Here is a 21,906-nt window from a genome sequence, read left to right on the forward strand (position 1 = left end):
TGCCTCCCACCCGCCTTTGGGCGTCAACGGTTGGAGGGCTCTAGGCTGGGCAGCCAAAGGACAAACCAAGTCCATCCCTTCTGGCTGGTGACCCGGACTTGGCCCTGCAGATACTCCACCCAATGCTTCACCAAGGCCAGTCCAAGGCCGCTGCCCGGCTGCGCCCAGGGATCCTCAGAGGGCACCCGGTAAAAGCGCTCGAAAAGGTGGGGCAGGTGGTCAGGCTCGATTTGGGCGGTATTGCCGACTCTTAACTCAACCCCACCGGGAAAGGCTTGCACCTCCAAGCGGAGGGTTCCGCCCGGCTGGGTAAACTTGCAGGCATTTTCCAGCAGTTCCTTCAGGATCAGGGTTAGCTGCTGCGGGTAGCTGTAGAGCACTGCGGGAAGTGAGGTCAGCTCCGCCATCTCCAGCTTCAGTTGCCGAGCCTGAGCCCGTTCTCGCACCCCATTGAGTAGGCTTGTGCAAAGGCTGTGGAGATCGATGGCGGCAGCCGCAGAGCTCAACTCTTTGGCTTCTAGGCTCTGCAGATCCAGCAATCTGTTGATCAGCTCAATTTCAGCCTGACACTCTTCCAAAGCGATGCGGTGGTATTGGCACTGCTTCTCGTTGAGAGGAGTGCGGCCCAACAGTTCCAGGGCCAGCTTGATCTTGGTGAGGGGGGTGCGCAGCTCGTGGGAAACGCTGGCCAGAAAGCTATCCTTAAGGCGGCTGAGCTGCTGCAAGTCCTGTACCTGGCAGGCCAGCTGGGCAGTGCGTTCCTGCACTTTGGCTTCTAGGGCTTGGTTAAGTTCCCGCAGGTGGCGTTGGGCTTGGCTGGCCTGGATCAGGTGGCGGATGCGCCGCTTCAAAACCGCCCAACGAATGGGTTTGGAAATGTAATCGCTGGCCCCGGCAGCAAAGGCTTCATCCACGCAGGACTCATCTTCCAGCGCAGTGACGATGAGGATGGGCAGATCCGAGTTTTGAGCATGGAGGCGGCGACAGCACTCAAACCCATCCAAATCTGGCATGACCGCATCCAGCAACACCATATCCACTGAGTGTTGGGCGGCTAGCTGCAAGCAAGCCTCGCCGCTGCTGGCTTCTAGAACTTGGTAGCCTTCTCGCTCAAGGGCGTAGCGAACCAAGAGTCGCTGGCTGGGCTCATCGTCCGCGATCAACAACAACGGCTTCTTTTCAGGAGAGGGGGATCCCGCCTGGGCCTCAGGAACCGCCGGCGAGCTGGCCGGAGGGTGGGGATTGGGCCTCAGCATAGGCATCGAGAGGAGAGGGAGAAAAGCTCTGCACTCAGAGACTGAGGATAACTTGCCGATATGCCACCTCCAGCTTCTGCACGGCTTGCTCTATAGTATCCCATTTTACAGAACTGGCTGGCTCGGCATGAACCAGCTTTTCCAACTGCTGACACAGCTCGGCCAGACGTTTGGCGCCCAGGGTGCTGCTGCCGCCTTTGAGGCGGTGGGCCAACCGAGCAATGGCTTGGGGATCCCGCTGCTCTAGGGCCTGCCGCAGGGATCCCAGCAGAGCCTCGCTGTCTTGCCGGTAGATTTGGACCATCTCCTGCCAGGCTTGGGGGGAGCTGAAGACTGCCCGCATCTGGGCGAGGATAACGGGGTCGAGGGGCGGATCCTCTTCTTGGCTGGCCGGGATGGGAAGGGGAAGGGATCCCTGAAGAACCCGGACTAGGGTAGCCGGCTCCAAGGGTTTGGTTAGATAGCCATCTACCCCAGCAGCTTGGGCAGCAGCACGGCCTTCCGAAAACACATTGGCCGTGAGGACAACAATGCGAGGCTGGCGCTCAGGAGGCAGTTCAGCGCGGATGCGACGGGTGGCCGCAAGACCATCCAGCTCCGGCATTTGCATATCCATCAACACCAGATCGTAGGGTCGCAGGCGCAGAGCTTGGACGGCTTCCAGACCGTTGCCGACTATGTCGGGCCGGTAGCCCAATCGCTCCAGCATGAGGCGAATCACCTTCTGGTTAACCGGGTTATCCTCTGCCACCAGGATCTGAAGCGGGTAGCGGCTGGCCAGGGTCGCGTCCCAAATGGAGGGAGGAGCGGCGGGAGAGGAAGATAAGGAGGAAGGAGCTTTTTCTCCCACAAGCCCCAGCAGCAGCTTCCGCAGTTGGGAGGCTTTGACCGGCTTGGCCAAAGTGGGGAGAGGGTCTGCTGTGGAGAGGAAGTTGCGCCCCGTCAGCACTATGGGCAACAGGTGGGGTTGCGCTTTCCGCAGGTTAGCCGCCAAGGTTAGGCCATCCTGGCCTGGCAGAGTGGCATCCAGCAGGGCTAGGTCAAAAGAATGGGTTCTAGCTGCAGCCTGGGCTTCTGCCGCCAAGGCACAACAGGTTACCTCCATGCCCCAAGCGCTCAGCAGTCGGGCCAACAGCTGCCGTTGGCTGGCGTTATCTTCCACCAGCAAGATCTGCTTACCGGCCAAGCTGGGATCCGGCGCAGCTGTTGCCGATGGCTCCTGGTCTAACCTCTTCAGGGGAATGCGAAGGGGAATGCGAAAGCGAAAAGTGGATCCCTGGCCTGGCTGACTTTCCACCCCGACTTCTCCCCCCATGAGCTGGCAGAGACGCTGGCTGATGGCCAGGCCCAGACCGGTGCCGCCAAACTGGCGGCTGATGGAGTTATCCACCTGGCTGAAGGGCTTAAAGAGGCGATCCAATTTTTCCGGGGGAATGCCAATGCCGGTATCTTGCACCTGAACGCTTACCCACTGCTTTTCGGGATCCCTCTCCCCTGCCTCGACCGTCACCACTACCTCTCCCTGGGGGGTGAACTTGATGGCGTTGCTGAGCAGGTTGGCCAAAATTTGCCGCAGGCGGCCCGGATCCCCTATCAAGGTTGGCGGCAGGCTGGGATCCACCCAAGCCACCAGTTCCAGATCCTTGCTCTGGGCTTGGGCGGCCATCAAATCCAGCAGCTCTTCCACCAACTGCGGCAAGGAAAAGGGTATTTCCTCCAGTTCCAGTTTTTGGGACTCGATCTTGGAGAAATCGAGGATGTCGTTGATCAGGTTCAGCAGCACCTCGCCTCCATAGCGGATGGTCTGTACCCAATCCTGCTGCTGCGGATCCAAGGAGGTGTCCAGGAGTAGACTGGTCATCCCCAAAATGGCGTTGATGGGGGTGCGGATCTCGTGGCTGATGGTGGCCAGGAACTCGCTCTTGGCGCGGCTGGCGGCTTCGGCAGCTTCCTTGGCTGCTTTCATCTGCTCTTCTGCCAGCTTGGCTACGGTGATATCCCGTCCGGCGGCGTAGACCAGGGATCCGGCCAAAGAGGCTCGCCACTCGATGAAACGATAGCTGCCGTCCTGGGTGCGGTAGCGGTTGACAAAGTGATCCAGCTGTTCTTCTTCGACAAGCTGCTGCATGGCGGCCTGTGTGGCGGGGACATCTTCCGGGTGAACCCACTCCAAAAAGGGTCGGCTCTGCAGCTCCTGCAGGGAATAGCCCAGCGTAGTCTCCCAGGCTCGGTTAAGACGGCGAAAGTACCCTTGGGCATCGGCAATGCAGAGCAAATCCAGAGCTACCGAGAAAAACTGCTCCAGCTCCGCTTCTGCCGACTTGCGGGCAGTGATGTCCACCGCGGTAAACACCCAACACGGGATCCCGCGCAAGACAAGGGGCTGCACAAACACGTCTTCCCAGACAACTCGGCCATCCTGCCGCTGCCATTGCCACTCAAAGCGGGCGGATCCCTGCTGGCGGGCCTGCTCCAAGTGGGGCTGCAAAGCAAACTCCCTCCCCTGCAAAGCCCGGCGATAGGGAGACTGCTCGCAAGCGTCGAAGGCCCGCAGCTCCTCCAGGCTGGAGAAGCCATAGGCCGAAATGGCTTGGGAGTTGGCCTCCAGGATCTCGCTCGTCTCTGCATGGCGGATGAGGATGGCCACAGCGGCATTCTCAAACAGAGCCCGGAACTTCTGCTCGCTTTCCTGGACGGCCTGCTGGGATCGCACCCTGTCGGTTACATCGCGGACGATCACCACCACCTCTTGGGGGTTGAGGGGCACAATGCGCACCTCTTCGTGGCGGGTCTCCCCTTCAATCTCGATGCTTTGGTCGTAGCGCTGCCGCGTCTGGGTAGCTATAGCCTGCTGAACAAAGAAAAGCCGCCGCTCGGCCAACTCCGGTGGCAAAAGCTCCTGCAGGGATCGGCCCACGTAGGTGTCGGGTGAGCCATAGGGAAGAACCTCGCCCCCCGAGACAAAGCTCAAGCAGATGCCCTGGCTGTCCAGGCGAAAGATCAAGTCGGGAATGGTCTCTAGAATGGCTCGCTGCAGCTGTCCAGCAGCCTTCAGGGCCAGCTCCGCCTGCTTGGCTTCTGTAATATCCCGCACGATTGCCAGGACTTCCTGGCTGTTGAGAGGGACAATGCGGGCCTCTTCGTAGCGTACCTCCCCTTGAACTTCAATGCTGTACTCGTAGCGCTGTTGGGTTTGGGTGGCCAGGGCTTGCTGAACATAGAAAAGCCGCTGCTCGGCCAGCGCTGGCGGCAGAATCTCCTGGAGGGATCGACCTAAGTGGCGCTCTGCTGGGCAGTAAAGATGGACATCGCCGCCGGAAATAAAGCTCAGGCAGATGCCCTGGCTATTCAGGCGAAGGATGAGGTCGGGGATGGCTTGGAGAATGGCCCGCTGGGTGGCTTCCATTTCTCTAAGGGCCAACTCCGCCTGTTTCCGCTCGGTGATATCTCGCACCAGGATGTAAACTTTGTCTCTCCCGTGAGCGACAACGCAGGCTCTCCGATAGCAGCGGATCCCCGGCTCAATCTCAACTTCGTACTCTAGGTACTGCGGCGTCTGGCTGACCAAGGCCCCCTCCGCCAGAGATGGATACTGCTCTTTCAGCGAGCCAGTAAACACGTCTTGGGCGCGGCAACCCACGTAAAACTCAGGCGGATGTCGGGTGGGAACGTAAGGGGAAGGCTTGCAATGAAGAATGACTCCCTCGGCGCTGAGCTCAAAAATCAAGTCGGGAATGGCCTCGTAGAGGGCGCGGTAGCGAGACTCGCTTTCCTGTAGAGCCCGCTCCATCTTGACCCGCTCGCTGATGTCGCGGCTGGTGATGAGGATCCCGTCTCCCACCGGCACCACTTGGTGATGGATCCAACTGGCCTTCAAGCCCGGCTGCCCCGAAATGGGGAACTCCTCTTCCAGAGGAATGCCGGTTTCCACCACTCGCTTGTATTTCTCAAAAAAGCCCCCCCAGCGGTTGATGGGCAGCAGCTCGCACAGCCGCTGGCCGATGATCTGCCGGCGCTGGAGGGAAATGAGCTCTCCCCCCTTGGCGTTGACATCCACAAAGACAAAGTCGCGGATCTCGCGGGTAACGGGATCCCGCACCGCCTCCAGCAGGTAAATAGCATCCAAGCTGGCTTCCAAGGCTGCCCGAAAACGAGCCTCTGGGCTGGGGGTGCCTCTAGGAGGTTGGAAGGGAAATCTTCGAGAAAGGGATCCCAGGATCCCTCTGAAGACAGAAAGCGGCTGACTTTCCCCCAGGCTGACGCCAAGCAGCAGGAGAGCCAAGAAGAGGGATCCCAGCAGCCAAAAGGCAAGGCCAGAGGGATCCACCAGGCCCACCGTTTTCCCTACCGCCCATAGCTCTCTGTGCATAGAACCCAGAGATTCCTGCCCCCTTTCCACAGTATCCCAGCAAGTCTTTCCAGCTTATCTTGGAGGTCAAAAGGGGAAGCTCAGCTAACTTGCGGAAATGGCCTCTATGCAATGGGCAGGATTCCTCAAGAGTGGCTTTTTGGGGAAATGAGTCTTGGCTCAAAGCTTTGTTTCTGGGTGCAGTAGGGAGAGAGACTCTTTATTGTGAAGATGCTTTATTGTGAAAAATAATTGTGAAGATTCAGCGGGATCCCTTGCGCCAGCGGCAGTAGAGTTTTTCCAGCTCCACCCAAACCATGACCACGGTGCTGAAACCCAGGCAGATTAAAAGTTCAGTACGGCTTAGCTCCTCTGTTCCAAAAAAGCTGCGCAAGAAAGGCACATAGAGCAGAGCCAATTGCAAGAGCAGAGTGGTCAGGACCGCGCCCAGCAGGTAGGGGTTGGAAAAAGGGTTGGTCTCGATGGTGAGCTTCTCGTTGGAGCGCACGGCCAGCGCATGGCCCATCTGGGCGATACACAGGGTGGTGAAGACCATTGTGCGCCAGTGGGGGATGTAGGCTTCCACAATGGCCATCATGAGGATCGTGGAGATGGCAAAAACCACGCCGATGCGCACCATGTAGGCTCCCAGCCCCTGGGCGAAGATGCTCTCTTTGGGGTTGAAGGGGGGGCGCTGCATCACCCCTGGCTCCGCCGGTTCCAAAGCCAAGGCCAGAGCGGGCAGGCCATCGGTCACCAAGTTCATCCACAAGATCTGTAGGGGTGTCAGCGGCACATCCCCCAAGCCCAGGATGGGGGCAGCAGCCACTGTCAGCACCTCACCGATGTTGCTGCCCAAAATGTACTTCACAAAGCGGCGGATGTTGCTGTAGACCACTCGCCCTTCTTCAATGGCTGCCACGATGGTGGCGAAGTTGTCGTCCAGCAGCACCATGTCGCTGGCCTCTTTGCTCACATCGGTGCCGGTGATGCCCATGGCAATGCCGATATCCGCCTGGCGCAGAGCAGGCGCGTCGTTAACCCCATCCCCGGTCATGGCCACAAACTCGTTTTGCTTTTGCAGGGCTTGCACAATGCGCAGCTTGTGTTCGGGTGCCACGCGGGCATAGACGTTGACCGTCTGCACCGTTTGCAGCAGCTCCTCAAAACTCAGGCGGGAGAGGGTGCGTCCGTCAATGGCCTGATCTTCGGACTCGAGAATGCCCAACTCCCGGGCAATGGCCACAGCCGTGAGCTGATGATCGCCGGTAATCATCAGGGTGCGGATCCCAGCTTCTCGGCAGCGGGCCACGGCCTCTCGCGCCTCTGGTCGCGGAGCATCGTGCATCCCCACCAAGCCCAGCCAAACCAGGTTGTGCTCCACCTCTTCCCCGTTGTCCGGGATCCGCTCTAGCCTCTGGGTGGCTACCCCCAGAACCCGGATACCTTGGGCGGCCAGGCGGTTATTGGTGCCGAGGATGGCCTGGCGATCGGTTTCCGACAGTTCCTGCCAAGTTCCCCCTTTCTGGATGCGATCACACCGCTCCAGCACCAGCTCTGGGGATCCCTTGATGTAGACGCAGTAGCCGCCGTTTTCTTGGATCACCACGCTCATGCGTTTTCGTTCCGAGCTGAAGGGAAGCTCCTGCACCCGTGGGTAGCGCTCCTGTAAAGAGCCTTTGTGGAGGTTGGCCTTGGCGGCTGCCACCAGCAGGGCTGCTTCGGTCGGATCCCCCAGGATGGACCAGGTGGGCGTTGAAGGGGGAGAAGAAACTGCAGACCGTGGGTTGCGACCGGCAACGGGTTGGAGGCTGGCCTGCAACAGGGCATCGTTGCAGAACACCACGGCCCGCAAGATGGCCTGCAGATCCGGGGCGCTCCCGGGATCTATGGGCTGGCCGCCGCAGTAGAAGGAGCCCTTGGGGATGTAACCGCTGCCGCTGACGTGGTAGTGGCGGTCGGGGGTAACGATGTCGGTCACCACCATTTTGTTTTCCGTGAGGGTGCCGGTTTTGTCGGAGCAGATGGTGGTGACGGATCCCAGGGTCTCTACTGCCGGCAGGCGGCGGATCAGGGCGTGGCGGCGCACCATGCGTTGGGTGCCTATGGCCAGGGTGACAGTGATCACCGCAGGCAGCCCCTCTGGTACCACGGCCACGGCCATGCTCAAGGAAGTTTCCAAAAGCGAGGTAAAGGGGGCCATGCTCCCGGCTTGCAGCAGCCCTATCCCCACCACCAAGGCCACCAAAGCCAGGGATCCCGACACCAGCACATTGCCCAGTTGGCTCATGCGCTTCTGCAGCGGGGTGGGCTCGGTCTCCACCGATTGCAGCAAGGTTGCCACTTTGCCCAGCTCGGTATTCATCCCGATGCTGGTGACCAGGAGGATCCCTCGCCCCTGAATCACTTCGGTGCCCATGAAGGCCATGTTGCGCCGTTCCCCCAGCTCGATATCCGGCGGGAGGACGCAGTCTGCCTGTTTGGTTACAGGGGTGGCTTCTCCGGTCAAAGCTGCCTCTCGCACCTGCAAGTTCACGGCCTCGGCCAAGCGCCCATCGGCTGGGATCTGCACCCCCGCCTCCAGCAACACGCGATCCCCCGGCACCAGTTGGCTGGCCGGAACTTCTTGCCACAGGCCATCCCGCTCCACCCGCACGGTAGGGGAAGCCAGTTTTTTCAGGGCTGCCAGCGCTTTTTCCGCCCGACTTTCTTGCAAATAGCCCAGGCTGCCGTTGAGGCCGACGATCAACAAAATGGCCAGGGCATCTTTGGGAAACTCGCCTTCTTGCAAGTCCAAAGTGGCCGAGATCGCGGCTACAGCGATCAGCATCAGCAGCATGACGTTGCGGAATTGATCCAGCAGGACTTGCCAGGAGCTACGGCCAGAGGAGGTGATCAGCTCATTGGGGCCATACTCCCGCTGCCTCTGGATTACCTGCTGAGTGGTGAGGCCGCGATCGGGATCGGTCTGCAACTTCTGGATGGCGGCGGCAAGGGTGAGGCTATGCCAAGCAGGGACAGAGGAAAGGGAGGATCCATCCGGTGGGATCATTGCGGCCACTCAAGGGTTCTTGCCGAATTTTGACATACTCCCCGCCCCACAGGAGGAGGATTCTGACAGCAGCAGACCGGTGCTGGAGTAGGCCCTGAATACCTGCCTTGCCTAGCGCAAGATTTCAAAATCCAAAACGGGCTCTGTCTGGGTGACGCGGTAATATCCGGCCTGGGTACGAACCGAAGCCTGATAGGGGCTGGGCAAATCCAGCGAGCGCAGGGGTGGGATGTTGGTGCGCTGGTTCAGCAAAGTCGTGAAGAAGGCGGTGGTTTGTCGAGCCTGGGAGCGCACCACTTCTTCAGGGAAAGTGACCGGATCCACATTCCTACCTGTATCCAACAGGATCCTGTCTAGGGCATCTCCCACCGGATAAGAAGGATAGGCAATTTGGGCCAAGGCGGATCCAGCCGGGATCCCGGCGGATAGACAACCCAGAAGAATGGCCGAAGTCAGACGCATGTGCTGTGATTCCTCCTGCGCTACAGCTTTTCCTCAACACCGGAAAAAAGCGGGGTTTGAACGTTGCTCATTGACTTGGATCCCCATGAAGCCTACCTTTTGACCGGCAGCTAAGGCGGATTCTACTCGAAATGCCTCGATTGGCAACCGCCTGCAACCCAATAGAACGCCAACATGACAAAGGATCTCGCCGCCGACTAGGATCGGGATACTCTGCTTGGGATCCTTAGACCTGTGAGTGTTTGTGTTCGCATTGCCCCCAGCCCAACCGGAAATCTGCACATCGGCACCGCCCGAACGGCAGTGTTCAACTGGCTGTATGCCCGTCGCCACGGTGGCCGGTTCATTTTGCGCATCGAGGACACCGACCGCGACCGCTCTTTGCCCCGCTACACCCGCAACATTTTGGCGGGCCTGGCCTGGTTGGGCCTAGACTGGGACGAAGGGCCGGTCTACCAATCCAAGCGCATCGAGCGCTATCAAGCGGTGGTACAGCAGCTTCTGGATCGAGGGTTGGCCTACCGCTGCTACGTCAGCGAGGCGGAGCTGGAGGAGATGCGCGCTGCCCAGAAGGCCGCCGGCAAAGCCCCCCGCTACGACAACCGCCACCGCTTTCTCACCGAAGCCCAGCGACGGGCCTACGAAGCCGAGGGTCGGCAGCCGGTGATCCGCTTCAAAATCGAGGAGCCCCTGGAAGTGTCTTGGGTGGATCTCATTCGCGGCCCCATTACCTGGAACACCCAGGACTTGGGGGGGGATATGGTCATTGCCCGGGCGGATGGCTGCCCTCTCTACAACTTGGCGGTGGTGGTGGATGACATCGACATGGGCATCACCCATGTGATTCGCGGCGAAGATCACATCGGCAATACCCCCAAGCAGATTTTGCTCTACCGTGCTCTTGGCCACGAACCTCCCCAGTTTGCCCATTCTCCGCTAATCCTGAACCCGGAGGGGAAAAAGCTCTCCAAACGGGATGGGGCAACTTCGGTAGCAGAGTTCCAGCAACTGGGCTTTTTGCCGGAAGCTCTCAAGAACTATTTGGCTTTGCTCAGTTGGTCGCCCCCGGATGGGGAAGAGCTTTTCTCTTTGGAAAAGGCGGCTGCGCTGTTCGACTTTGACCGGGTTAACCGTGCGGCTGCCCGCTTTGACTGGGACAAGCTCAACTGGATCAACAGCCAGTACATCAAGCGGCTTTCTCCGCCAGAACTGGTAGAACGGCTCACCCCCTTTTGGCAGGCGGCAGGGTTTGACCTTTCCGAGGTGCCGGATCCCACCTGGTTGGAAGATGTGGCCCGCCTGATTGCCGATGGTATCGACCGCCTGGCAGAGGCTCCTCCGCTCAGCCGCTTTTTGTTTCAGGAGCCCCTCAGCTACACGTTGCCAGCTCTGGAACAGTTGCGCCTGCCTGGGGTGGCAGAGGCTATGGCTGCAATGGCCACCACGTTGGCTGCTGCCGAGCTGCCCCAGGTTTCGGCGGACAGCTTAAAACCGCTGGTGGATCAGGTGGCCAAGGGCCAGAACATGAAAAAGGGCCTGCTGATGAAGAGTTTGCGGGCCGCCCTGACAGGGGATCTGCAGGGGCCGGATTTGCTGGAATCTTTTGCCCTTCTCCAGCGGCGGGGCTGGGCCTTGGGGCGGTTAGAGGCTGTGCAGAAGTTGGTTTCTTGTTGATGGAAGTTTATCTCTTGCTGTTAAGCCTTCGGTTGCCTCTGTTGAAAGTGCTCCGCACCGCTGCCGCAATCGGGATCCCATGCTGTCACGCCAGCTACAGGCTGCAAACCAAATTGTCCAAGAACTGGTGCTGCTCTCCTCTCAGTTGTCTTCCCTATCCTCTTCGGACTCTGTAGAGACGAGGGAGCTGGAGCAGTGTGTGCTCAAGTTGGCCCAGACCTTGGTACGGCAGATGGTGGATCGTCTGGGTGCAGCCTCAGCTCGCCTTTGGTTTTTCGACCCACAGGAAGGATGTTTTCAGTCGGTGGCCCATGCCGGCCTGCTCAGTCCTGCTCATGACCAAATTCAGCGGATCTACCCTGACGACAGCCCTTTGGGACGGGTGGCCCAGGAGGGTCTGCCGCTTTTGAGCAACAATCCCGCCCAAGAAGCCTGGATGCCCGCCCCGGAGTGGGTGAAGGCCAATGGCTTGCGAGGCTTTGTTGCCTACCCGATTAACCGGGGGGAGGAGCGGCTGGGGGCTTTGGCTCTGCTGAGCCGGACACCTCTGGAAGCCAGCTTTCTGATTGTCAAACACGCGGGGGCACGGCGCATCGATCTCATCATTCAGCCCAAGGTTCAACAGGACGCCGGTTCCTCTATCAACCCTCAGGCTCCCTACACCCACTTGGAGCTGAAGATCATCGACGATGGCTGCGGTATGCCGGAGTCCAAGAGCGGGGCGGATCCCGCCCAGCCGTCTGGCCATGGACACGGGTTGCTCAACATGCGCTACCGAGCCGAGTTGATCGGGGCAAGCATTGCTTGGCGTAATCGCCGCTTTGGCAGTGGCACAGTGGTGGAACTGCGGATCTCTTTGCCGCCGAGTTCCTAATCTTGTCCCCAGCCCAGTCTTTTCAAGGTAGCGGACGCAGCATTTTCAGTCTCAACCTGTTCTATAGTCGTTTAAGCTCAAGGGTTCCCGGTTCTCTAACCTGTCTGGTGGAGGGATCCTCTCACGCTGGCAAGGCGGAGTTTTTGCGCTGTCGTTAACACTGCGAGGAGAAGCATCTGTGGCCTATCGTGTGACTTTGATCCCTGGGGATGGCATCGGCCCGGAAGTGGCCAAGGCGATGACCACGGTCTTGGAGGCTACTGGGGTTCGGTTCGAATGGATCCCGGTAGAAGCAGGAGTGGAGGTGATCGAGAAATACGGCACCCCCTTGCCGCCCCAGGTGTTGGAGTCCATTCGGGAAACCAAAGTGGCGATCAAAGGGCCGATTGGCACTCCCGTAGGTACTGGCTTTCGTTCGGTCAACGTAGCCATTCGCAAGGAGCTGGATCTCTACGCCAATCTGCGCCCGGCCAAATCCATGCTCGGTGTCAAAAGCCCTTTTCAAGACATTGACCTAGTGGTGGTGCGGGAAAATACTGAAGATCTCTATGCCGGGATCGAGTTTGAACGGGGCACGCCGGAAGCCATCCAAGCGCGGGAGGAAATGATGCGCCTCTCCGGCAAACCCATCCGCGAGGGATCCGCCATTGGCATCAAGCCCATTTCGGACTTCGGCAGCCGCCGCATTGTCAAATTTGCCTTTGAGTACGCCCGCCAGAATGGCCGCAAGAAGGTGACGGCAGTTCACAAAGCCAACATCATGAAGTTCACCGATGGCTTGTTTTTGCAGGTGGCACGGGAGGTGGCCCAGGAGTACCCCGACATCGAGTTTGAAGATCGCATCGTGGACAACATGTGCATGCAACTGATGCAAAAGCCGCAGCTCTACGATGTGCTGGTGCTCACCAACCTCTATGGGGACATCATTTCCGACTTGTGCGCGGGGATGATCGGCGGGCTGGGGGTGGCGCCAGGAGCCAACATTGGCGATGGGATTGCGGTTTTTGAGGCCATTCACGGCTCTGCTCCCAAGTACGCTGGCCAAAACAAAGTCAACCCCTGCGCTCTGATCCTCTCCGGGGCGATGATGCTGCGCTACCTGGGAGAGCGGGAGGCTGCCGCAAGGGTGGAGGCGGCGGTGCAGGCGGTGATCGCCGAGGGCAAGCAGGTCACCTATGACCTGGCCACAGGGGATCCCGTCGGCACTCAGGAAATGGCCAAGGCCATTGCTGCCCGCGTGCGGGAGATGGCTCCGCAGTAGGGTTTGGCGTCAAATGTTCTGATCCCAGGCTCCTCAAAAGGGAGGGACTGGGGGCCTCAGTACCCCAAAGCCAGATCCACCACCCCCAGCAAGGGATCCCCGGCCCGGAAGCGCCGCACATTTTCTCGCACCCGCTTAGAGAGGGCTGGGACAATCATGGCATCGGTAAGAGCAGTGTGGGGGGTAATCAGGCAATTGGGCAGACTCCAAAGGGGATGCCCCTTTGGCAGGGGTTCAGGATCCGTAACATCCAAGGCAGCCCCGCGAATGACCCTCTGCTGCAGGGCGGCCACCAAGTCGGGGGTCACGATGTGTTTTCCTCGCGCCACATTCACCAACCAACACTGGGATCCCATCTGCTCCAACTCAGCTTGGGCGATGATCCCCTCGGTTTCCGGCGTGAGGGCCAAAGCCAGGATCACCACATCTGCCCCTGCCAACACCGTTTGCCGTTCCGCGAGTGTCACCACCCGCGTGGCCCCCGGCAAGGGATCCGCCTTGCGACGCACCACGTCGATGGAGCACTGAAAAGGCTGCAACAGCTTGATCAACTCTTGGGCGATGCCCCCGGCCCCAAAAATGACCACGCGGCTGCCCCAGAGGCTGGTACCGGAGCCTTCCTGCCACGTTTGGGCCAAGGCGCGGATCTTCAAGTCGCGCAAGCCGGCCAAGGTCAAGGCCAAGGCATGTTCTGCCACCGGTTGAGCATAGACTCCCTTGCCACAAGTCCACACATAGGCAGGATGCAAAACCCCTGCCCGGACAAAAGGCTCTACCCCCGCCCAGGGCAACTGCACCCAGCGGATCCCTTTCCCTTCCGCCAGACAGCACTTCAGGCCGGGCACATCAAAGGCATCGGCCCAGACCAAGGCTTCTGCTTCTGCCAGGGGCACAATTTCGCCACCCCCTGCCAAAACAGCCTCTTTGAGCCAGGGGCGAAGATGGCCGGGTTCGACGGCAATGCGTTTGCCTTGGATGCCCATAGGAACCGTTGGATAAGGCTTTCCCCTTGCCAGGATACTGTCGGCAGAGCGAGAGATGGCATGCACGGGCAGCCGCAAAAACCGGTGATCGAGTGTTAAGGGATCCCAAAGGGATCCTGGGCCACTTCCATAGGATCGCTAGGGTGAAAATTAGGGCTGCTGTGTTGGCTCAATCCTTAAGTAGGTAGCATTCCCCAATGACCCTATCCGAACTGCTGATCTTGGTGACGCTGCTCTTTCCCGGGATCCTGTTGTCGCTCATTGTGATGGGAACCTTTGCCGCAGGGGGATAATCATCTCCCAATGACAATGGTGAAGCCCTAAAGACGTGAAGACATGTCCAAAACCAAGCTGAGCGCCTGGGTCATGGGCTGGGGGTTAGCCTGCACTGCTGCTCTCTTTTTGCCCAGCGTGGCTGCTCAAGCTCAGGTGACCCTCGGTGTGCAGCCGGTGCGGGTGGTGCAAGGGATCCCTTTGTACCAGAAGGAGGTTTGGGTTGGAGACAATCGGATCCCCGTTTCTATCGTGGTCATTTCTCTCGCAGCGGGCCAACTGCGGCCTATCTGGGCTGCACCTGCGGGGCTGGTGGGTCTGGGGGAGCTGTCTTCCTTTGGCCCCGAACAGGGAGCAGTAGCCGCCATTAACGGTGGGTTTTTCAACCGCAACACCCGTCAGCCGCTGGGGGCAATTCGTCGGGATGGCCGTTGGATCTCCAGCCCCATTTTGGGTCGTGGGGTCATCGCCTGGTCGGATGGGACGGCAGGGCAAGAAGGGGGATCCGTGCGCTTTGCCCGTTTGCGGATGCAAGCAGAGCTGCGCAATGCCATTGGGGATCAAATCCCAGTGGTGGGCATCAATACAGGCTATATCCTGCCCGGCATCTCCCAGTTCACCCCCGACTGGGGATCCACCTACACCACCCAAACGGACGACGAAATGCTCGTGATGGTGCGGGAGGATCGGGTGCAAGAGATTCTGATGGCTGGCCTGGCCGGCAGTTTAACGGTACAGATTCCCAGTGAGGGGTATGTATTGGCAGGGCGGGGGCTAGAAGGTGCCCTAGAAGCCCGCAAGCTGGTTCCTGGGGATCGCCTCAGCTTTTATCTGCGCTTGGATCCGCCTGAGCTGGAAGCCTATCCTCACCTCTTGGGCGCAGGGCCGCTCTTGCTCTTGGATGGACAGGTGGTTTTGGATGCCCGATTGGAGGGATTTCAGCCTCTCTTTCGCCGGCAGCGAGCCGCCCGCAGTGCCATCGGCCAACTGGACAGCGGACATTTGCTGCTGGTTACCGCCGGCAATGCCCAGGAAAACCAAGGGCTCACCCTGCTGGAGATGGCGCAGTTGATGCAGCAATTGGGCTGTCGCCATGCCTTGAACTTGGATGGGGGCAATGCTTCCACCTTGGTGCTGGGGGGAGAGGCCGTCAATTGGGAACACCGGCACCCAGAAGCCAGCCCAATCAACAGCGAGACGGATCCCAGTCCATCCCGGCGGCGTACACCCCGAGTTCACAATGGCCTAGGGTTTTTCCCAAGCCCAAGTCGGTGACAGAAAACTTTTGTGCCGGCGGGATGGAGTCTTTTCCCTTTGATCCAGGGATCGAGGGTGGGATCCCCGGACTTTCTGGCTGATTGGATGAGGGGTCAAGTATTCTCCAGGATTGGATCTACCTTCTCAACAAAAATCTCTCCTCGCCAGAGGAAGGACTCGGCTTTGATTGCGCAATGGGATCCCGGCAATCTCAGCACCCAAAGCCCCAGAGCTTTTTCAGGTCAATTTTAAGTGGGATCCAAACGAACGCCCAATGCTCATTTCTCATAACAGAAATAGAGATTAAATTAAGTAGAAAACATTGGCCTTGAGACCGGTAAGAAAAATGATCAAAGAGGCGATCTCTTGAAGAAGACGACCTCAGAGTATAAAAGGCACGCAATTCTTTACGCTTCTGCTAAATCAGATGCTGGTTTTCAAAAAAGTATTGTCAATAATCCATTTTTTGACGAAGATGATTGACGAATTTATATTTCTTCACTCTCGAGGTTAGAAATTAACTCCTTGGACTTTTGGTTACAATTCTCTCTACTACGAATGTTCGCTAATGTGTAGGCCTACCCGGCTCCCGACCAAATGTATAGTTATTTTAAAAATGACTATCTCTCCTGGTGGACAAGGCTTTTGGGATAGGTTGACCCTTGCTCCTCTCTCGTGGGTAGGCTGCTGGTACTGGCATTCCTGTTTGTGAGAGTCAACCTTATTTGGAAGAAATTGATCTTTTTCTCAAATTTTTATAGAGCACCTCTATACTCAAGTGAGATAGCCCCACACACAAGCTTCTGGGCTAGGCCTGAAATTTTATTGAGATCCCCTGTCAAAGCTTTTCAGGTATTGCCTCTTGTGCCAAAAGGCTAGGATGGGCAAGGATTGTATTTTCTATTACTCTATTGGGGATGATTTGTATGCCAGCTAGAAGCAGAACCGACTCATTGACGGATACGCACAGGTGGTGTTTCATGGAATCCATAGCCGACGCTCTCCACCACTTGTAGGCCTTGTAACCTAGGGCCGTGTTCTCTAGCCTGCTCGCGAGATAGAACGTGGTTTGCACTGCTTCTCCAAATCCTATGCCTTCCTCCAAGGATGCCGCTCCTGTAGCCCGCGCCAAACAGCCTGCGGCTCAAGCCAGCCCTGCTGCCGGCGAGCTTTTCCTTCAGCAGAATGGATCCCTCTCCGCCCAGTTGGTTCCCCAGGGATCCCTGCAGCTTTACACCCACCCCAGCCGGGGCATGTTTACGCCCGTCATGGCTCAGGCGATGCGCTTGGCAGGCCAGGGAACGCGGGTGCTGATCGTGCAATTTCTCAAGGGTGGGATCAATCAGGGGCCCGAAAATCGTCTCTCCCTGGGCAGATCCTTGGAGTGGGTTCGTTGTCGCCTGCACCGCTGCATCGATACACCTCACCTAGAGCCTGAGGAGCGGGTGGCATTGGATGAGCTGTGGCAATTCACCCAGGAGGCTGTCAGGAGTGGCCGCTATGACTTGGTGGTGTTGGATGAGCTGAGCTTGGCTGTGAAGTTGGGCCTGATCCCAGAAGCGGAAGTGCTGAGCTTAATCGACCAACGCCCCATCTCCATGGACATGGTGATCACCGGGCCGGAGATGCCAGATTCGTTTCTGGAGCGGGCCGACTTGATCACGCAGCTGCGCCTACGTGGCATCCCAGGCCCAGGGCTCCGCACTGCCGATGCGAATGTTGCCTGCTCTCTGGATCCCCCTCAATTCAACGGCACAAGTGCTATGCCTACGGCACCCTATGTTGCTCCGCACTGCTGACAGAAGCTGACAGAAACAGTACATATGGTAACTGTTGCTTTTCCCCCCACTCCCTAGGGAACCGGCTGCATCCATGTTAAAAAACGACCGCTGGATCTGTGAGCAAGCGCGGCGAGGGATGATCGAGCCGTTCTGCCCTGAGCTGGTGCGCGCTGTTGAATCTCGGCCCGTTTTGAGTTACGGGCTGTCTTCCTACGGCTACGACATCCGCCTGTCGCCGGTGGAGTTCAAGATCTTTCGCCATGTGCCCGGCACGGTGGTGGATCCCAAGCGGTTTAACCCCAAGAATCTGGAAGCGGTGGAGCTGCACCACGACGAGATGGGGGATTACTTTATCATCCCGGCCCATTCCTATGGGTTGGGGGTGTCCTTGGAACGGCTGCAAGTCCCGGATAACATTACCGTGATCTGCATTGGCAAATCTTCCTATGCCAGGGTGGGTCTGATTGCCAACCTGACGCCGGCTGAAGCGGGATGGCGGGGCTATCTCACTCTGGAGTTTTCCAACGCCTCCAGCGCCGACTGCCGTGTGTACGCTAACGAAGGGGTGGTCCAGCTTCTGTTTCTGGAAGGGGATCCCTGCCAAGTGACCTACGCCGACCGCGCCGGCAAGTATCAGGATCAGCCGCAGCAGGTGGTGGTGGCCAAGGTTTAGCTGCTTCCCTCAAAAGGGAGAGGGTTGGCGGGATCCGGTTGGCTATGCTGGATCCACGTAGAACCCCATCTTGATTCATCTCCATGCCTGACTCTTTTTCGCCTGCTGCCGCTCCCCCCGGTGAGGCTGAGCCTTTGGGCGATAGGGAGCCCAATCCGGATCTGCTCACAGCTTCCTACGACTACACCCTCCCTCCAGATCGGATTGCGCAAACGCCGGTGGAGCCCAGGGATCAGGCGCGGATGCTGGTGGTGTACCCGGATAGGCACGAGCATCGCCGCTTCTGCCATCTGCCTGACTACCTGCAGGAAGGGGATCTGCTGGTTCTCAACGATACCAAGGTGATCCCGGCCCGCTTGTTCGGGGCTAAGGAACCCTCTGGGGCGCGGGTCGAAGTGTTGCTGCTGGAGCCTTGCCTGGAAGGGATCCCTGCCGCCGCCCAACCTCTGCCGGATCAGGCGTGGAACTGGCGGGTTTTGGTCAGGCCGGGCAAACGGGTGAAGGTGGGGGATCGGATTGGTTTTTGGAGCAAGGAGGGATCCCCCTCTGGGCTGAGAGCCACTGTCCTGGATTTGGATCCGGAGACCGGTGGGCGAGTGGTGCAGTTTGAGTGGGAGGGGGCACAGCCTTTTGAGGAAATCCTAGAGCAGGTGGGCCGGATCCCGCTGCCTCCCTACATCAAGGCTTCCGGACAGGTTCGCCCTCAAGACTACCAAACCCTCTGGGCGAAACACCCCGGATCGGTGGCTGCTCCCACGGCAGGGCTGCATTTTACCCAGGAGCTGCTGGAGCGGCTGGCCCAAAAAGGGATCCAAACTGCCTACATCACCCTGAACATCGGCCTGGGTACCTTCCGACCGGTGGAGGCGGAGCAGGTGACCGAACATCGTCTCCACAGCGAGTGGCTCAAGGTGCCGGCAACAACGGTAGCAGCCATCCAAAAAGCCCAAGCCCGCGGGGGGCGGGTGATCGCGGTGGGAACAACCGTGGTGCGCTCTTTGGAAACCGCGGCAGCCTCTGGCACCTTGCAGCCTTGGCAGGGGAAAAGCGATCTCTTCATCTACCCCGGCTACTCCTGGCGGGTGGTTCAGGGACTGGTCACCAATTTTCACCTGCCCCGCTCCAGCTTGATGATGCTGGTGGCTGCGCTGATTGGGCGGCAAAGGCTGCTGGCTCTCTACCAAGAGGCCATCGAGCAGGGATATCGCTTCTATTCCTTTGGGGATGGCATGCTCATCTTGCCCTAGGGCTGGGGCTGCTCTCCCTGGGATCTCTTGCAGGAACCGGCCTCTGCTTCTGGGGTCGAAGGACGGTCTTGGCCGCCGGCAAACCAATTCTGGATGCGCTCCCATTCCACCTGGTGGTAGCCGTCCACCGCCCAATTGGCCCGCCGCTGCAGCATGTGCAGAGGAAAGAAGGTAGCCAGCGCCAGGACTGGGATCCCTGCCGAACGGGCTGCCTGAATGCCGGGGTAGGTGGCCTCAATGCTCAAGCACTCCTGGGCAGGCAATTCCATCCGCTGCAAAAGCAGGCGGTGCAAGTGTCCTGGGGAAAGCATTGGGCCTGCATCATCCCCCGTCACTCGGTAGGATCCCCCATCGGTCAACCGCGTCAGGGCCGGGCAGCATGGCTGGAAGCGCTCTAGAAAAGCGGCCACCTCGGCTGCCGATTGGCCGCACAGCAGGCCGACCTTCAGTTGCAGCCGCTCCAGCGTCTCCAAAGTTTCCGCCAAACCGGGAATGAGAGGCAATTCCCTCTGCCCCTGCAAAGCCTGTCGGTAGTATAGGGCCTTGCGTTTCAGCAGCTCTTCCAGTTGTTTGGGGCTGAGCACCCGCCCTTGATCCCCCCACAGAGCCGGCAGGCGCTCTCGATCCGGTCGGCCCAGGTATTGCAGCCGATAGAGCTCCCGCTGCCCAGGGGATCCCGACTTCGGCCAGCACAGGTTCCAGGGGCGCAGGTTCTCTTCCACCAGCAGTTGGTTGATGGCCTGTAGGTGCAGGCTCTCGTCATCGGCCACCACCCCACTCCAGCTCAAGATCACCCCTTGCAGCTCCATATGGGCGACATCACCCTCTGCTAACGACCGCAACCCAACTGCCGGATCCCTGCTTCAGATCACAGCAGATGGCTTGTCTATCCATTTTGAACGCGACGCTCGAACTCTTCGCGGGTGGCGTCCACCAATTGCACCGCCTCTGGATAGAGCTGAGGATGGTTTTGCTTCAGCCAACTGAGCACCCGCGCCAGTTGGGCTGCACACAGATCCAAGTCCGCTTGAAAAATAACCGCCGCTGCCATGTGCTGGGCATATTCGGGCGGGTGGCCTTGCTGCGCCAGCTCCGCCGTCAAAGCGGCCAAGGCTTGTTGACGAACTGAGGGCGACGAACTTTCGGGAGAAGACATAGGCCAAGCCCTTCAGGCGGGAGAGTAGCGGCGCAAAGCCAGCGTGACGTTGTGCCCACCAAATCCAAAGGCATTGACCAAAGCGGCCTCGACAGCCATCTGCCGCCCCTTGTGGGGTACAAAATCCAGCCCTTCGCACTCGGGATCAGGGTTGTCCAAGTTGAGGGTAGGAGGAACCCAGCCGTGGTGGATGGCCAAAGCTGTGGCCACCGTGGCAATGCCGCCCGCTCCCCCCAACAGGTGGCCGGTCATGGACTTGGTGGCGCTGATGGCCAAACGGGGGGCATGTTCGCCGAAGACCGACTTGATGGCCTGTACCTCGGCAATATCCCCTACAGGGGTGCTGGTGGCATGGGCGTTGATGTGTTGCACGTCCCCAGGTTGAAGCCCGGCATCTTTGAGGGCCAGCCGCATCGCCCGAGCTGCTCCCTCACCACCAGGGGCAGGGTTGGTCATGTGGTGGGCATCGCAGGTGAGGCCATAGCCGACTATCTCCGCATAGATCTTGGCCCCGCGGGCGCGGGCGTGCTCCAACTCCTCCAGCACCAGGATCCCTGCTCCTTCCCCCATGACAAAGCCGTCCCGATCCCGATCGAAGGGCCTACAGGCTTGCTCCGGGGCGTCGTTGCGGGTGGAAAGGGCCTTCATGGCACTAAACCCCGCCATGGACAAAGGGGTAACCGCCGCTTCCGTGCCACCGGTGATCGCCACTTGCACCTCTCCCCTCTGGATGAGCCGAAAGGCATCGCCAATGGCGTTGGAGCCAGAGGCACAGGCCGTAACTGTGCAGGAATTGGGGCCTTTGGCGCCAAAATGAATGGCCAGGTGACCTGCAGCCATGTTGGCAATCATCATGGGCACCATGAAGGGGCTACAGCGATCCGGCCCTTTCTGCAGATAGATGGTCTGCTGCTCTTCCAAGACGCGGATGCCGCCGATGCCGGTGCCCAAGATCACCCCCACTTGCTCGGCGTTGAGATCGGTGATGTGAAAGTCGGCGTCCTCCAAGGCTTGCCGGGTGGCCGCCATCGCCAGATGCACAAAGCGGTCGGTGCGCTTGACATCCTTGCGATCCAAATAGTCGAGGGGATCAAATCCCTTCACCTCTCCGGCAATACGGCAGTCGTGGCGGGAGGCATCGAAATGGGTAATCGGCCCAATGCCGGAGCGCCCTGCCAGCAAGCTCTGCCAAAACTCGGCAGGAGAGTTGCCGATAGGGGTGACCGCACCCAGGCCCGTAATCACAACGCGGCGGGTTGGTCTGTAAGCAGTGGCGGGATCTGTGGTAGCCATCGTCCGGTGTTAGCCCGGGGGTATAGAGTCAGAACTGGGGGCAGACTAGGCAGCTTTCTTCGAGAGGATGTAGTTAACAGCGTCTTGCACGGTGGCGATCCCCTCTGCATCTTCATCGGGGATCTCCAGATCGAATTCCTCTTCAAAAGCCATGACCAGCTCCACCGTATCAAGGCTGTCGGCCCCCAGGTCGTTCTGGAAATTGGCTTCTGGGGTCACTTTGTCGTCTTCCACGCCCAGTTGATCGGACACGATCTTACGAACACGGCTGTAAACTTCGTCTGCGCTCATGCTTGGAATCCCAACTCTCGATTCA

16 protein-coding genes are annotated in these 21,906 nt (G+C 59.1%); 7 read left to right on the top strand and 9 right to left on the bottom strand.

The features are described 5' to 3' along the window. Positions 1-23 precede the first annotated feature (23 nt). The 4 genes from NW816_RS04355 to NW816_RS04370 form a co-directional block, all read right to left on the bottom strand. Positions 24-1,256, bottom strand: coding sequence for a response regulator (locus tag NW816_RS04355; RefSeq protein WP_414408359.1), 1,233 nt, complete (start codon positions 1,254-1,256; stop codon positions 24-26). A 34-nt stretch (positions 1,257-1,290) separates the two neighbouring features. Then, positions 1,291-5,625, bottom strand: a complete 4,335-nt coding sequence (locus tag NW816_RS04360) for a PAS domain S-box protein (RefSeq protein WP_414408360.1) — start codon at positions 5,623-5,625, stop codon at positions 1,291-1,293. Positions 5,626-5,866: 241 nt separating this feature from the next. Continuing rightward, positions 5,867-8,656 carry a cation-translocating P-type ATPase gene (locus NW816_RS04365; protein ID WP_414408419.1) on the bottom strand — a complete coding sequence of 930 codons (2,790 nt, stop codon included), beginning with the start codon at positions 8,654-8,656 and terminating at the stop codon, positions 5,867-5,869. A 111-nt stretch (positions 8,657-8,767) separates the two neighbouring features. After that, a complete protein-coding gene (locus NW816_RS04370; protein ID WP_414408361.1) occupies positions 8,768-9,118 on the bottom strand; it encodes a hypothetical protein in 351 nt (116 codons plus the stop codon). Between the two features lie 234 nt (positions 9,119-9,352). Between NW816_RS04370 and gltX the strand changes: the two genes are divergently transcribed. The 3 genes from gltX to NW816_RS04385 all read left to right on the top strand — a co-directional run bounded on the left by gltX (position 9,353) and on the right by NW816_RS04385 (position 12,927). Next, positions 9,353-10,792 carry a glutamate--tRNA ligase gene (gltX, locus tag NW816_RS04375; RefSeq protein WP_414408362.1) on the top strand — a complete coding sequence of 480 codons (1,440 nt, stop codon included), beginning with the start codon at positions 9,353-9,355 and terminating at the stop codon, positions 10,790-10,792. Positions 10,793-10,871: 79 nt separating this feature from the next. After that, on the top strand, positions 10,872-11,666 hold the full coding sequence (locus tag NW816_RS04380) for a GAF domain-containing protein (RefSeq protein WP_414408363.1): 795 nt from the start codon (positions 10,872-10,874) through the stop codon (positions 11,664-11,666). Between the two features lie 178 nt (positions 11,667-11,844). Then, positions 11,845-12,927, top strand: a complete 1,083-nt coding sequence (locus NW816_RS04385; RefSeq protein ID WP_414408364.1) for an isocitrate/isopropylmalate dehydrogenase family protein — start codon at positions 11,845-11,847, stop codon at positions 12,925-12,927. 56 nt (positions 12,928-12,983) lie between these two features. Here NW816_RS04385 and NW816_RS04390 read toward each other — a convergent pair whose 3' ends face one another. Next, positions 12,984-13,910, bottom strand: coding sequence for a D-isomer specific 2-hydroxyacid dehydrogenase family protein (locus tag NW816_RS04390; protein ID WP_414408365.1), 927 nt, complete (start codon positions 13,908-13,910; stop codon positions 12,984-12,986). A 336-nt stretch (positions 13,911-14,246) separates the two neighbouring features. Between NW816_RS04390 and NW816_RS04395 the strand changes: the two genes are divergently transcribed. From NW816_RS04395 to queA, 4 genes are all read left to right on the top strand, one after another. Further along, positions 14,247-15,458, top strand: a complete 1,212-nt coding sequence (locus tag NW816_RS04395; protein WP_414408366.1) for a phosphodiester glycosidase family protein — start codon at positions 14,247-14,249, stop codon at positions 15,456-15,458. A 1,073-nt stretch (positions 15,459-16,531) separates the two neighbouring features. After that, on the top strand, positions 16,532-17,239 hold the full coding sequence (locus tag NW816_RS04400) for a cob(I)yrinic acid a,c-diamide adenosyltransferase (protein ID WP_414408367.1): 708 nt from the start codon (positions 16,532-16,534) through the stop codon (positions 17,237-17,239). 73 nt (positions 17,240-17,312) lie between these two features. Then, complete coding sequence (dcd, locus tag NW816_RS04405; RefSeq protein ID WP_011433274.1) at positions 17,313-17,894, top strand: dCTP deaminase; 582 nt, start codon at positions 17,313-17,315, stop codon at positions 17,892-17,894. An 83-nt stretch (positions 17,895-17,977) separates the two neighbouring features. Beyond that, positions 17,978-19,141: a tRNA preQ1(34) S-adenosylmethionine ribosyltransferase-isomerase QueA gene (gene queA / locus NW816_RS04410; RefSeq protein ID WP_414408368.1), complete on the top strand. Its 1,164-nt coding sequence runs from the start codon at positions 17,978-17,980 to the stop codon at positions 19,139-19,141. Here the strand turns inward: queA and NW816_RS04415 are convergent. The 4 genes from NW816_RS04415 to NW816_RS04430 all read right to left on the bottom strand — a co-directional run bounded on the left by NW816_RS04415 (position 19,138) and on the right by NW816_RS04430 (position 21,881). Then, positions 19,138-19,950 (bottom strand): HAD family hydrolase, encoded by an 813-nt coding sequence (locus NW816_RS04415; RefSeq protein WP_414408369.1) that lies wholly within the window; start codon positions 19,948-19,950, stop codon positions 19,138-19,140. The two genes, queA and NW816_RS04415, sit on opposite strands and share 4 nt — an antisense overlap. 77 nt (positions 19,951-20,027) lie before the next feature. Beyond that, entirely contained in the window at positions 20,028-20,297 is a 270-nt protein-coding gene (locus tag NW816_RS04420; protein WP_414330100.1) for a hypothetical protein, read from the bottom strand. Positions 20,298-20,309: 12 nt separating this feature from the next. Then, a complete protein-coding gene (fabF, locus tag NW816_RS04425; protein ID WP_414408370.1) occupies positions 20,310-21,590 on the bottom strand; it encodes a beta-ketoacyl-ACP synthase II in 1,281 nt (426 codons plus the stop codon). A 45-nt stretch (positions 21,591-21,635) separates the two neighbouring features. Beyond that, a complete protein-coding gene (locus NW816_RS04430; protein ID WP_041436540.1) occupies positions 21,636-21,881 on the bottom strand; it encodes an acyl carrier protein in 246 nt (81 codons plus the stop codon). Positions 21,882-21,906: the final 25 nt, after the last annotated feature.

The organism is Synechococcus sp. W55.1 (assembly GCF_047461655.1).
Lineage (GTDB): Bacteria > Cyanobacteriota > Cyanobacteriia > Thermostichales > Thermostichaceae > Thermostichus.